Source organism: Oerskovia sp. PE-21s, from assembly GCF_056158145.1.
Window position 1 is genome coordinate 44949 of sequence record NZ_JBUXJM010000009.1, and the last position, 13585, is coordinate 58533.

Genomic DNA, 13585 nt, shown 5'->3' on the forward strand with positions numbered 1-13585 from the left:
CGCACGGTTCGCGGTGACCGAACCGCAGGCTGGTCGGGGTTCGTCCCACGACGTGGTGACGGCTGCCCGGGCGGGGCGGTGCGCACGAGTCGCGCGGACCGCGCTAGCGTGTGGCGCGTGAGAGTCGACCTGCTGACCCGTGAGTACCCGCCCTACGTCTACGGAGGCGCGGGCGTCCACGTCGCCGAGCTGTCCCGTGTGCTGCGCGAGCGCATCGACGTGCGCGTGCGCGCGTTCGACGGGCCGCGCGCCGAGGAGGGCGTGACGGGCTACTCGGTCCCCGGATCGCTCGCGTCGGCGAACGCCGTCCTGGGCACCTTCGGCGTGGACCTCGCGATGGCCGACGACGTCGCGGGCGCGGACCTCGTGCACTCGCACACCTGGTACGCGAACCTCGCGGGTCACCTGGCCTCGCTCCTGCACGGGATCCCGCACGTGCTCAGCGCGCACTCGCTCGAACCGCTGCGCCCGTGGAAGGCCGAGCAGCTCGGCGGCGGCTACGCGCTGTCCGGCTGGGCCGAGAAGACCGCCTACGAGGCGGCCGCGGGCATCATCGCGGTCTCGGCGGGCATGCGTGCGGACATCCTGCGCTGCTACCCGGACGTCGACCCGGCCAGGGTCCACGTGGTCCACAACGGGATCGACCTGGACGGCTGGCGCCGTCCGGAGTCCGAGGCGCAGGTCGCCGCGGCGGACCGTGTGGTCCGCGACCTCGGGATCGACCCCGAGCGTCCGGCCGTGGTCTTCGTAGGGCGCATCACGCGCCAGAAGGGCCTGCCGTACCTGCTGCGGGCGGCCGCGCAGCTGCCCCCCGAGGTCCAGCTGATCCTGTGCGCGGGTGCGCCCGACACCCCCGAGATCGCGACCGAGGTGAGCGACGCCGTCGCGCGCCTCGCGGAGCAGCGCACGGGCGTGGTCTGGATCGAGCAGATGCTCCCGCGCGAGGAGCTCGTCGCGGTCCTCGCGGCCTCGACCGTCTTCGTGTGCCCCTCGGTCTACGAGCCGCTCGGCATCGTCAACCTCGAGGCCATGGCCGTGGGGCTGCCGGTCGTGGGGTCCGCGACGGGCGGCATCCCCGAGGTGATCGACGACGGCGTCACGGGCCACCTGGTCCCGATCGAGCAGGTCGACGACGGGACGGGCACCCCCGTGGACCCGGACCGCTTCGTGGCCGACCTCGCCGCGGCGCTCGTCGCGGTCGTGTCCGATCCCGCGCGTGCCCGGGAGATGGGCCGCGCGGCCCGCACCCGGGTCGAGGACCACTTCGCGTGGGACGCGATCGCGGACCGCACGCTCGAGGTCTACCGCAGCGTGCTGGGGTCCGGACCGGTCGAGTAGCGCGCCGTCGCGGCGGACATGGCCCGCCGCGCGGCCCGGTCGACCTCGCGCAGCGCGGTCGAGCGCTGGTCGGCCTGCCACAGGTTGACGGCGCCGCCGTCGTCGGCCGTGGCGAGGTCGACGATCGCCCGCAGCCGAGCAGCCTGCGCGAGCACGCGCACGCGGCGCGCCTCGGCCTCCCCGCGCACCGCGGGCAGGGGCCAGTCCGGGGGAGTCGTGGACCGCAGCGACGCGATGGTCTCGGCCGCGTCCTCGCGCCAGCGCGCGACGTCGAGCGAGGCGAGGGCCTCGGTCGCGGTCAGCAGCGCGACGCGCAGGTCCCGCTCGGCGTCGGCCAGCGGCCCGACGGCGGCGAGCACCTGGGTGCGCCACGTCGGCACGGGCGTCATGTGCCAGGCGACCAGGTGACCCGTCTCGTAGACGGAGCCGAACTCGGTGATCTCGGGCACGAGAGCCCACGCGCCCTCGGCGGACTGCACGAGCAGGCACTCCTGCGCGTCGGTCGCGTCCGCGCTCACGGCGGCGGGCACCCCCAGCACGTCGCCGGGGGCGGGGAGGGCCGCGCAGACCTCGACCGGGCCCCGGGTCCAGGCCGTGAGCAGGTCGAGGAGGGTCGAGGCGTCGTCCGACCCCTCGACCGAGTGAGGTTCGTCGTCCTGCCGGACGGCCGCGACGGCCCGGCGGAGCAGCGCGTCGTCGGGCACCCGGGCCGCGCCGGGCTGCGGGGCGAGCGCCTGCACCCACAGGGCGAGGACGACGGCGCGGGGGAGCGGGAGGGTCGAGTGGGATTCCACGTCAGCCAACCTATAGGGTCGTGTCCCATGAGCTCGGTTCTGGACCTGCAGGCAGTCACGGTGCGCCGTGGCACGAAGACCATCCTCGACTCCGTGGACTGGCAGGTGAACGAGGGCGAGCGGTGGGTGATCCTGGGCCGCAACGGCGCCGGGAAGACGACCCTGCTGCAGATCGCGGCGGCACGCATGCACCCCACCTCGGGAACCGCGGACCTGCTGGGCGAGCGCATCGGACGCACCGACATGTTCGAGCTGCGCCCCCGCATCGGGCTCGCCAGCGCGGCGCTCGCGGAGCAGATCCCGGGCTCGGAGACCGTGCGCAACGTGGTGCTGACCGCGGCCTACGGCGTCACGGGCCGCTGGCGGGAGGCGTACGAGGACTTCGACGCCGAGCGTGCCGACGACCTCCTCGCGGCCTTCGACGTCCTGCCGCTCGCCGAGCGCCTGTTCGGGACCCTGAGCGAGGGCGAGCGCAAGCGCGTCCAGATCGCCCGTGCCCTCATGACGGACCCCGAGCTGCTGCTCCTCGACGAGCCTGCGGCGGGCCTCGACCTGGGCGGGCGCGAGGAGCTCGTGAGCGCGCTCTCGGAGCTCGCGACGGATCCCGCCTCGCCGGTGCTGGTGCTGGTCACGCACCACGTCGAGGAGATCCCGCCGGGCTTCACGCACGTCCTGCTCCTCAAGGACGGTGCGGTGCACCGTGCCGGGCCGCTGACCGAGGTGCTCACGGCCGAGAACCTCAGCGAGGCGTTCGGGCTGCCGCTCTTCGTCGCGCACGGTGGCGGTCGCTGGCTGGCGCGCGCGGCTCGTTGACGGCCCGTCGTCGGTCGCGCACGGTGGCGTACGCGACACGCCCGATAGGTGCACGGATCTCGTTCTTCCGGTAAAATCTGGGCAAAGAACGCAGGTGGTGTCGACACGTCGACGGCGTGCAGCGAACGAGCCTCACGACGGAAGGAACCGTCATGGACTGGTTGTGGTGGGTCGGAGCAGGTCTGCTCTTCATCCTCATCGAGATCATCTCCCTGGACCTCGTGCTGATCATGTTCGCGGGCGGAGCGTTCGCCGCAGCCGGCGTGAACGCGGCCGGTGGACCGCTGTGGCTGCAGATCATCACGTTCGCCGTCGTGTCGGCCGCGCTGCTGCTCTCCCTGCGTCCCTGGCTCCTGCGCCACCTGCGCCACCGCGTCCCCCTCGCCGAGACCGGCGCCGCCGCCCAGATCGGCCGGACCGCCGTCGTCGTGGACCGCGTGACCGAGTTCAGCGGCCGGATCAAGCTCCAGGGTGAGATCTGGAGCGCCCGGACGGTGGACGGCTCGCCCGAGCTGCCGATCGGCGCCGAGGTCCGGGTCGTGCGCATCGACGGCGCGACCGCGGTCGTCCAGTCGCTCGCCCCGGACAGCCACACGGTCTGACCCAGGCATCCGTCCTCGGGCGCCTCGGAGAGGCCGTGGAACCGTGCGGCGTCCCGCCCCTCGCCTGTGACCGCTCGCCCGACCTCCACCGCACCGCACGACCAGTACCGCGTGACCCGTCCGCCCACCGAGAACCATCCTCAGGAGAAGATCGATGAGTGACCCAGACCCCGGAATGATCGCCGTGTACGTCGTGCTCGGGCTGATCCTGCTGTTCGTGATCATCGCCCTCGTCAAGGCCGTGCGGATCGTCCCGCAGGCGACCGCGCTGATCATCGAGCGGCTGGGTCGCTACTCGAGCACGCTCGAGCCGGGACTGCACCTGCTCATCCCGTTCGTCGACCGCGTGCGCGCCGGCGTCGACCTGCGCGAGCAGGTCGTGTCGTTCCCGCCGCAGCCCGTGATCACGTCGGACAACCTCGTGGTGAGCATCGACACGGTCATCTACTTCCAGGTCACCGAGCCCAAGTCCGCCGTCTACGAGATCGCGAACTACATCCAGGGCATCGAGCAGCTCACGGTCACCACGCTGCGTAACGTCGTCGGGTCCATGGACCTCGAGCAGACCCTGACGAGCCGTGACCAGATCAACGGCCAGCTCCGTGGTGTGCTCGACGAGGCGACGGGACGCTGGGGCGTGCGCGTCAACCGCGTCGAGCTCAAGTCGATCGACCCGCCCGCGAGCGTGCAGGGCTCGATGGAGCAGCAGATGCGTGCCGAGCGTGACCGTCGTGCCACGATCCTCACGGCCGAGGGCATCAAGCAGTCCCAGGTCCTGACGGCCGAGGGCGAGAAGCAGGCCGCGATCCTGCGGGCCGAGGGTAACGCCCAGGCCGCGATCCTGAACGCCGAGGGTGAGGCCCGCGCCATCCTGCAGGTCTTCGACGCCATCCACGAGGGCGACGCCGACCCCAAGCTGCTCGCCTACCAGTACCTCCAGATGCTGCCGAAGATCGCCGACGGCAACGCGAGCAAGCTGTGGGTCGTCCCCACCGAGTTCACGGCCGCGCTGGGCTCGATCGCCCAGGGCTTCGGCGGCGTCCCGACCCCGTCCGGTGACGGCCTGGAGGCCTCCGAGGCCGCACGTCGCGAGCGCGACCGCGACCGCGTGAAGTTCGGGACCCCGGCGCTGGTGGACCCTGCCGAGGCCCTCGCCGAGGCTCGTCGTCAGGCCGAGGCCGCCACGGCCGACGCCACGAGCGCCGGCACGCACTCGGGCCTGCCGTTCGACCAGCAGGCCGAGCGGGGGCAGCGTCCCGGTGGACCCGGTCAGCGCTTCGCGCCGGCCCCCGAGCCGGGGACGGCCGCGCCGCGCCCCCTGGGCACGCCCCAGGCGGACGCGCCCGAGGACGGCGGCGTCGAGGGTGGCCCGGAGGCCCGCCCGTAGCGTCGCCCGGAGCGAGCCGCACGAGCTGCGGCAGGAACAGGGATACCCGGAGGGGCGTCGCGCGAGCGGCGCCCCTCCGGCGTTCCTCGGTGCGCCCCGGTGGCGTGCGGCACCACGGCCGAGGCCCGTCGGTTGCGCCGGGCAACCTTGACGAGTGAGTGCTCACTCACTTATGGTCGAGGGCGTGACGACACCTTCGGGCCGCGCCCGACCCATGAGCCGCGACGACCGGCGCGCCGCGATCGCCTCCGCGACCGTCCCGCTCCTCGCGCGCTACGGCGCCGCGGTGACGACCCGCCAGATCGCCCAGGCCGCGAACGTGGCGGAGGGCACGCTGTTCCGGGCCTTCGAGGACAAGGACGAGCTCCTCCACGCGGCCCTGGTCGCGGCGCTCGACCCGGCGCCCCTGGTCCGCGCGATCCGCGACCTCCCGGAGCACGGATCGCTCGAGACGACGCTCGTCGCCCTGGCAGGCCTCATCCAGGAGAGCCAGCGCGCGACTGCCAAGATCGTCCAGGTCGCCCACCAGTTCATGGGGGACCGGCACGGCCAGCATGGCCAGCACGGCCAGCACGGCCAGCACGGTCAGCACGGCCCGCGCCGCCGCCCCGGCGACCATGGCGACCATGGCGACCAGGGCGAGCAGGGCGCGGACTCCCACCGGGACGCCCGGATGTCCGCCGTCCAGGACATCGTCGGCGCGATCGAGGCGCGCATCGCACCGTTCGCCACCGAGCTGCGCACCGAGCCACGTGTCGCGGCGAGCGTCTTCTTCTTCCTCGTGCACGGTCACGCGAGCCCCATGATCTCGCAGGGCGGGCCGCTCGACCCGACCCAGATCGTCGACGTCTTCCTGCACGGCGTCCTCGAGGACCCGTGCCAGGCGAACGGCCCACCCGCCGTCCCCGTCTCGACGGCGTCGCTCGCCTGACGCCGCCGCCTCGCCCTCGCGGTCGTCGCCACGGCGACGCATGCTGGACCCGTCGGCGAGGTCACCGAAAACGCTCGACGTGCGCTCCGCCGTCGGGCACTGTCGAGAACCCCGTCCTCCTCTCGCCCCCACCCCTGACAGGACCCCCACATGCTCCTTCGTCTACTGCGGACGTACCTGCGTCCCTATCGGACGCCGATCGTGATCCTGCTCGTGCTCCAGCTCGTGCAGACCATCGCGACCCTCTACCTGCCCAGCCTCAACGCCGACATCATCGACAAGGGCGTCACGCAGGGCGACACCGCCTACATCATGCGCACGGGCGGCGTCATGCTCGTCATCAGCCTCGGGCAGGTGATCTGCGCGATCGTCGCGGTGTACTTCGGCGCCAAGGTCGCCATGTCGTTCGGGCGCGACGTACGCAACGGGCTCTTCACGCGGGTCCAGTCCTTCTCCGCGCAGGAGATGGGCGTGCTCGGCGCCCCGTCGCTCATCACGCGCACCACGAACGACGTCCAGCAGGTCCAGATGGTCGTGCTCATGGCCTTCACCATCATGGTCATGGCGCCCATCATGCTCGTGGGCGGCGTCATCATGGCGCTCCAGGAGGACGTCGAGCTCTCGGCGCTGCTGCTGGTCGTCGTGCCCGTGCTCGGGATCGTCGTCGGGCTGATCGTGTCCCGCATGGTCCCGTACTTCCGCAAGATGCAGAAGCGCATCGACGCCATCAACGGCGTGCTGCGCGAGCAGATCTCCGGCATCCGCGTCATCCGGGCGTTCGTGCGCGAGCGTCGCGAGGAGGAGCGGTTCGCGGTCGCGAACGACCGGCTCTACGACACGTCGCTGCGCGTCGGCAAGCTCATGGCGCTCATGTTCCCGACCGTCATGCTCGTCATGAACGCGACCAGCGTCGCCGTCCTGTGGTTCGGCGCGTACCGCGTCGAGGACGGGATGCAGATCGGGGCCCTGACCGCGTTCCTCAGCTACATCATGTACATCCTCATGGCCGTGATGATGTCGACCATGATCTTCATGATGGTCCCGCGCGCCGCGGTCTCGGCCGAGCGTATCGGCGAGGTCCTCGACACCGAGACGACCGTCGTCGAGCCCCAGACCCCCGTGCGCCTGGCGGCCCGCGCCGACCGGACCGGTGTCATCACGTTCTCCGGCGTCGACTTCCGGTACCCCGGAGCCGAGGACCCCGTGCTCCACGACCTCACGTTCACGGCGCGACCCGGCGGGACGACCGCGATCATCGGGTCCACGGGCTCGGGCAAGACCACGCTGCTCCAGCTCGTCCCGCGGCTCTTCGACGCGACGGCCGGGTCCGTGCGGATCGACGGCACCGACGTCCGCGACGTCTCGCTCCAGGACCTGTGGTCGATGATCGGCTACGTGCCCCAGAAGGCGTACCTGTTCTCCGGGACCGTCGCGGACAACGTCCGCTACGGCAAGGAGGACGCGACCGACGAGGAGGTGTGGGAAGCGCTCGAGGTCGCGCAGGCGCGCGAGTTCGTCGAGCAGCTCGACGGGCAGCTCGACGCCCCCGTCGCGCAGGGCGGCACCAACTTCTCCGGCGGCCAGCGCCAGCGGCTCGCCATCGCCCGCGCGATCGTCCGCAAGCCCAGCGTCTACCTGTTCGACGACTCGTTCTCGGCCCTCGACTACGCGACCGACGCGGCCCTGCGGCTCGCGCTGGCCCCGCGGACCCGCGAGGCCACGGTCCTGCTGGTCGCGCAGCGCGTCGCGACCATCCGGCACGCCGAGCAGATCGTCGTGCTCGACCACGGCCGCATCGTCGGCACCGGCACCCACGACGAGCTCCTGGCCACGTGCGAGACGTACCAGGAGATCGTGTACTCGCAGCTCTCGGCGCAGGAGGCAGCATGAGCACCCAGACCCCCCGCCCGAGCGACAACCCGGGCGACAAGAACGCCGAGCCGCACGTGACGCCGTCGGGCGGCGTGCAGGACGAACCCGCGGGCGACAAGCCCGACCTGTCAGCCACGCGCCTCAAGGGGCGCCCCCAGGGCGGCGGCCACGGCCCCATGGGCGGCATGGGCATGCCGACCGAGAAGGCGATGAACTTCACCGGCTCGCTCAAGCGCTTCGCAGGCTACCTGCGCGTCGAGCGGCTCGCCGTCGTGGTCATCACGGTCCTGTCGGTCCTGTCGGTGACGCTCGCCGTGCTGGGCCCCAAGCTGCTCGGCAACGGCACCAACGTCATCTTCGCGGGCGTGATCGGCTCGCAGATGCCCGCGGACATCACCAAGGCGCAGGCCGTCGACAACCTGCGCGCCACGGGGCAGACCACGCAGGCCGACATGCTCGCGGCCATGGACGTCGTGCCCGGTCAGGGCATCGACTTCACCGCGCTGCGCGTCATCCTGCTGTGGGTCCTCGCGATCTACGTCGGTTCCTTCCTCTTCGGCTGGATCCAGGGCCGCGTGACCACGTCCGTGGTGCAGCGCACCGTGCGCCGCCTGCGCGCCGAGGTCGAGGCCAAGCTGGGCCGGCTGCCGTTGTCGTACTTCGACCGGCAGAAGAAGGGCGAGGTGCTCAGCCGCGTCACCAACGACATCGACAACGTCGCGCAGACCCTCCAGCAGACGCTCTCGCAGCTCGTGACCTCGGTCCTGACCGTGGTCGGCGTGCTCGCCATGATGTTCTGGATCTCACCCCTGCTCGCGGTCATCGCCCTCGTGACGGTGCCCCTGTCGGTGCTCGTCACGGCCATGATCGCCAAGCGCTCGCAACCCCAGTTCATCAAGCAGTGGGCCGCGACCGGGCGCCTCAACGCGCACGTCGAGGAGATGTACACGGGCCACGCGCTCGTCAAGGTCTACGGCCACCAGCAGACCGCCGTCGACACGTTCACCGACGAGAACGCCGAGCTGTACGACGCGAGCTTCAAGGCGCAGTTCATCTCCGGGATCATCCAGCCCGCGATGGGCTTCGTCGCGAACCTCAACTACGTGATCGTCGCGGTCGTCGGCGGCCTGCGGGTCGCGTCCGGCCAGCTGTCGCTCGGTGACGTCCAGGCGTTCATCCAGTACTCGCGCCAGTTCACGCAGCCGATCACCCAGATCGCGTCGATGATGAACCTCCTGCAGTCGGGCGTCGCCTCCGCGGAGCGCGTGTTCGAGCTGCTCGACGCCGACGAGCAGTCCCCGGACCCGTCGCCCGCAGTCGTGGTCACGGACGTGCAGGGCCGGGTCGCGTTCGAGGACGTCTCGTTCCGCTACGTGCCCGACCGCCCGCTCATCGACGACCTGTCGATCGTGGCCGAGCCCGGCCAGACGGTCGCGATCGTCGGGCCCACCGGGGCCGGCAAGACGACGCTCGTGAACCTCATCATGCGGTTCTACGAGGTCGACGGAGGGCGCATCACGCTCGACGGCGTCGACACCCGGACCATGAGCCGCGACGGGCTGCGGTCCAACATCGGCATGGTGCTCCAGGACACCTGGCTCTTCAAGGGCACCATCGAGGAGAACCTGCGCTACGGCGTGCCCGACGGCGTCGAGGTCACCGAGGAGCAGTTCCTCGAGGCGACGCGCGCGACCCACGTGGACCCGTTCGTGCGCACGCTGCCCGACGGGTACGCGACCGTGATCGACGACGAGGGCTCGGGCGTGAGCGCGGGGGAGAAGCAGCTCCTGACCATCGCGCGCGCGTTCCTCGCCGACCCGGCGATCCTCATCCTCGACGAGGCGACCAGCTCGGTCGACACGCGCACCGAGGTGCTCGTGCAGCAGGCCATGAACGCGCTGCGCGCCGGGCGGACGTCGTTCGTCATCGCGCACCGGCTGTCGACCATCCGCGACGCCGACGTCATCCTCGTCATGGAGGACGGCGCGATCGTGGAGATGGGCAACCACGAGGTGCTCATCGAGAAGGGCGGCGCGTACGCGCGGCTCTACGAGAGCCAGTTCGCGGCCGCCGCGGTCGAGGAGGTCGCCGAGGGCGAGATGACCCGCTGACCCGGGGACTCCCGTGAACGACGAGAGCCGGTGCCGCCTTCTGGGCGGTACCGGCTCTCGGGGTTTCGCCCGGGATGAGGGCGAGGTCGCTGCTGAGGGTCAGGAAGCGGTGTACCCGGCGTTGTCGCAGATCGTCTGGAGCTCGGCCACGGCGTCGGTCACGCCGGTGGTGTCGATCTCGGTCCCGGTCTCGTCGGCGATGTCGTCAGCCATCTGGAACGGGGTCTTGATCTTGCTGATGACGAGGTTGGTGTCCTCGGGCCCAGCGAGGCGCAGGATCGCCTCGAGCTGGATGTTGGTGCTGCGCATCGCGTTCGACTGGTCGTCCGTGAGGGCCGCCATGTCGTACTCGAGCTCGTCCGTGACGCGCTGCGCGACGGACTGCTCGCCGCCGTCGAAGTACTTCGCGCACACCTGGAGGTTCGTCGCGCCCGCAGGGGTCTCGTCGGTGGCCGAGCCGCTGTCGGTCGTGGTGTCGGTACCGCACGCGCTCAGGAGCGCGATCGCGCCCACGGCAGCGAGTGCCATCATCTGCTTCTTCATGCATCCATGAAATCACGCGGGAACCGGGCCGAAAGTATGTATTAGTCGTACCGGGGTGCAAGAGTGAGCGACGTCTCACCTGAGAGTTCGGTGGGAGCGTGTCGTCGTGACGGCGATCACGCGGCGTCGTCATGACGGACCTCACAGCGACCCCTCAGCCGGCACCTGCGCCCGGCACGTGTGCGCGGATCCGGGCGGTGGGCCGCGCTGCTGCCGGCCAAGGTCGTGACCGAGGTGCTGCTCTTCGCGACGAGCTACGAGGTGCAGCGGCGCGTGGTGTTCGGGCGAGCGGCGCCGTCGGGCCCGCGAGATGCTGCTCGTTGTCGCCTCGGTGTGTCATCTGGCGACAACGAGCAGCATCTGGGTCGTGGTGCGGTGAGCGAGGTGGATCGGTCGGGCCTCCCGGCGGACGTCCGGCGGGCCGGCGAGGTGCGCTGAGGGCCGCCCGACCGCCGAGCAGAAGGTTCCAGGGGCTCGACCACGAGGTTGAGGTCGCGAACGCCGTCAGAACGACCGCAACCCCGTGTTCGGCACCGGGGGAGCCGATGCCAGGCCGCCGCCGCGGGTGCGGGAGAATCTGAGCGTGCAGATCATCCACGTGACCGACCCCGCCGACCCGCGCCTCGCCGACTACACGAACCTCACGGACGTCGAGCTCCGCTCGAAGAACGAGCCGGAGAAGGGCATGTACATCGCGGAGAGCACCACGGTGATCCACCGGGCGCTCGCGGCAGGGCACCGGCCCCGCTCCTTCCTCATGGCGGAGAAGTGGCTCCCCGGGCTCGAGGAGGCGATCTCCGCCGTCGGGCTGGACGACGGGCCCGGCGGGACGGGCGAACCCGTGCCCGTGTACGTCGCCGAACCTGCTGTCCTGGAGTCGATCACCGGCTTCAACCTGCACCGTGGCGCGCTGTCCGCGATGCACCGGCCGGTCCTGCCGAGCGTGCACGAGCTGCTCACGACCGCCCGCGACGGGCAGGGTGCGCGGCGCGTGGCGGTGCTGGAGGACATCGTCGACCACACGAACGTCGGCGCGATCTTCCGCGGGGCGGCCGGCCTCGGGGTGGACGCGGTGCTCGTGTCGCCGCGGTGCTCGGACCCGCTGTACCGGCGCAGCGTCCGCGTCTCGATGGGGACGGTGTTCCAGGTGCCGTGGACGCGGCTCGAGTCGTGGCCGGGCGGCGTCGAGGAGCTGCGCGAGCACGGTTTCACCGTCGCGGCGCTCGCGCTGTCGGACGACTCGCTCACCCTCGACGAGTACGTCGAGCGGGGCGACGAGAAGTCGGCGTTCGTGTTCGGGACCGAGGGTCACGGGCTGCACCGCTCGACGCTCGCGGCCGTCGACCACGTCGTGAAGATCCCGATGGCCGGGGGAGTGGACTCGCTCAACGTCGCGGCGAGCGCCGCGGTGGTGTTCTGGGCGACGCGGGCGTAGCCGTCCCGAGCGCGGTGCGGTCGACCGGCTGAACGACCAGCTGCCTCTCGACGCTCGAACGGTCAACTTTGTGACGGAAAGCACAAAGTCCGGGCATCGACGCTCCGCGCCAGGCCGGCAACCCGTTCTTCGGGCGAAACAACCCGCTCCCGCCGCCGCCCGCGCGCCTGGCGCGGCCCGCCGTCGGGCACCACGGGGCCACGGGGGACGAGCCCGTCCGAGTTGATCCGCAACAACTCCTGACGCCTGCAAAGCAGCAGGTCAGCGGCCCTTCTCGGCCCGTGTCCCGGTTCGGGACCAAGGACGCTGCGACGGGACCTAGGTCCCGGTACGCACGAGTGAACTCGTCCATATGTTGTGGGTGCCCCAGCCCCACTTCTCGGACGGAGACCCCCGGTGGTCACAGCCGACGTATCCCCCAGACCCGCACACCAGGTGAGCGCCGACGCCCGCCGCGACCTCCTCGACTGGGACCCCAACGACCCCCAGCGCTGGGACTCGAAGGTCGCCTGGCGCACGCTCTGGGTCACGACGTTCAACCTCATGCTCGCGTTCATCATCTGGTACCTGCCGGGCGCGCTCATCCCGACGCTCGGCACGATCACCGGGTGGGACCTCACCGAGAGCCAGTCGTACTGGCTGCTCGCGATGCCGGGCCTGACGGGCGGTCTGCTGCGCATCGTCTGGATGATGCTCCCCCCCATGCTCGGGACCCGCAAGATGCTCTCGCTGTCCGCGCTCCTGATGATCATTCCGTTCGTCGGGTGGACCTGGGTCGTGATGCTCCCGACGCAGCCCTCGTACGCGCTGCTCGTCGCGCTCGCGCTCGCCGCGGGCCTCGGCGGCGGCGTCTTCTCGGGATACATGCCCTCGACCTCGTACTTCTTCCCCAAGAGCAAGCAGGGCACGGCCCTGGGCCTGCAGGCCGGGATCGGGAACTTCGGCGTCTCGGTCGTCCAGTTCGTCGTGCCGTGGGCCATCGGGTTCGGGATGTTCGGCCTCGCGGGCCAGCTCGCGCACCCGCAGAACGCCGAGCCCCGCCAGGTCTGGCTGCAGAACCCCGGGCTGATCTTCATCCCGTTCGCGATCGTCGGCGTCGTGCTCGCCTGGACCCTGCTCAAGTCGGTGCCCGTCAAGGCCAACCTCAAGCAGCAGTTCGACATCTTCCAGAACAAGCACACCTGGCTCATGACCATGGAGTACGTCCTGACCTTCGGGATCTTCTCCGGTCTCGCCGGCACGTTCGGCATGCTGCTCAAGCAGCAGTTCGGACCGGAGTACCTGACCTGGGTCTTCCTCGGTGCGCTCGTCGGCTCGCTCGCCCGCATGTGCTGGGGGCCGCTGTGCGACCGCTTCGGAGGCGGCGTGTGGACCGTGGTGTCCGGGATCGGCGTCGCGGCCTCGGCCGGGCTCGTGCTGTTCGGCCAGGTCACCGTCGCGGATGGCGAGACGCCTAGCCTGCCGATCTTCATGACCGGTATGGTCCTCATCTTCTTCTTCTGCGGGATCGGCAACGCCGCGACGTTCAAGCAGATGCCCATGATCTTCCCGGCCCGCCAGGCAGGCGGCGTGATCGGCTGGACCGCCGCGATCGCCGCGTTCGGACCGTTCCTGTTCTCGATGCTGTTCAACTACCTGCCGAGGACGGCCGTGTTCGGCGGGATCATCGCCTACGCCCTGCTGTGCGCAGGCATCGCCTGGCACTTCTACGCACGGCCCGGCGCCGAGGCCAAGAGCTGATCATGAGATCGCCCGCAGC

At 70.9% G+C, this 13585-nt stretch carries 11 protein-coding genes; 9 read left to right on the forward strand and 2 right to left on the reverse strand.

Annotated elements, in window-relative coordinates; translation table 11 throughout:
• Positions 1-117: 117 nt before the first annotated feature.
• A complete protein-coding gene (glgA, locus tag ACZDYF_RS16385) occupies positions 118-1338 on the forward strand; it encodes a glycogen synthase (protein WP_475059601.1) in 1221 nt (406 codons plus the stop codon).
• Here glgA and ACZDYF_RS16390 read toward each other — a convergent pair.
• Positions 1302-2132: a hypothetical protein gene (locus tag ACZDYF_RS16390; RefSeq protein WP_475059604.1), complete on the reverse strand. Its 831-nt coding sequence runs from the start codon at positions 2130-2132 to the stop codon at positions 1302-1304. The genes glgA and ACZDYF_RS16390 overlap by 37 nt on opposite strands.
• 27 nt (positions 2133-2159) lie before the next feature.
• Between ACZDYF_RS16390 and ACZDYF_RS16395 the strand changes: the two genes are divergently transcribed.
• The 6 genes from ACZDYF_RS16395 (at position 2160) to ACZDYF_RS16420 (ending at position 9848) form a co-directional block, all read left to right on the forward strand.
• Positions 2160-2945: an ABC transporter ATP-binding protein gene (locus ACZDYF_RS16395; protein WP_191791361.1), complete on the forward strand. Its 786-nt coding sequence runs from the start codon at positions 2160-2162 to the stop codon at positions 2943-2945.
• 152 nt (positions 2946-3097) lie between these two features.
• Positions 3098-3547 (forward strand): NfeD family protein, encoded by a 450-nt coding sequence (locus tag ACZDYF_RS16400; protein WP_475059612.1) that lies wholly within the window; start codon positions 3098-3100, stop codon positions 3545-3547.
• A gap of 154 nt (positions 3548-3701) precedes the next feature.
• Positions 3702-4934, forward strand: coding sequence for an SPFH domain-containing protein (locus ACZDYF_RS16405; RefSeq protein WP_475059615.1), 1233 nt, complete (start codon positions 3702-3704; stop codon positions 4932-4934).
• Between the two features lie 184 nt (positions 4935-5118).
• On the forward strand, positions 5119-5865 hold the full coding sequence (locus tag ACZDYF_RS16410; protein ID WP_475059618.1) for a TetR/AcrR family transcriptional regulator: 747 nt from the start codon (positions 5119-5121) through the stop codon (positions 5863-5865).
• 150 nt (positions 5866-6015) lie between these two features.
• The gene (locus ACZDYF_RS16415; protein ID WP_204808696.1) at positions 6016-7755 is read left to right on the forward strand and encodes an ABC transporter ATP-binding protein; all 1740 of its coding nucleotides are present in this window, start codon (positions 6016-6018) and stop codon (positions 7753-7755) included.
• A gap of 158 nt (positions 7756-7913) precedes the next feature.
• Positions 7914-9848 (forward strand): ABC transporter ATP-binding protein, encoded by a 1935-nt coding sequence (locus tag ACZDYF_RS16420; RefSeq protein ID WP_425564158.1) that lies wholly within the window; start codon positions 7914-7916, stop codon positions 9846-9848.
• A gap of 99 nt (positions 9849-9947) precedes the next feature.
• Here the strand turns inward: ACZDYF_RS16420 and ACZDYF_RS16425 are convergent, their stop codons facing one another.
• Entirely contained in the window at positions 9948-10376 is a 429-nt protein-coding gene (locus ACZDYF_RS16425; RefSeq protein ID WP_475059623.1) for a hypothetical protein, read from the reverse strand.
• Positions 10377-10968: 592 nt separating this feature from the next.
• On the opposite strand from ACZDYF_RS16425, the gene ACZDYF_RS16430 reads away from it, so the two are divergent.
• Complete coding sequence (locus ACZDYF_RS16430) at positions 10969-11826, forward strand: TrmH family RNA methyltransferase (RefSeq protein WP_475060006.1); 858 nt, start codon at positions 10969-10971, stop codon at positions 11824-11826.
• 435 nt (positions 11827-12261) lie between these two features.
• Positions 12262-13566 (forward strand): MFS transporter, encoded by a 1305-nt coding sequence (locus ACZDYF_RS16435; RefSeq protein ID WP_475059626.1) that lies wholly within the window; start codon positions 12262-12264, stop codon positions 13564-13566.
• Positions 13567-13585 lie beyond the last annotated feature (19 nt).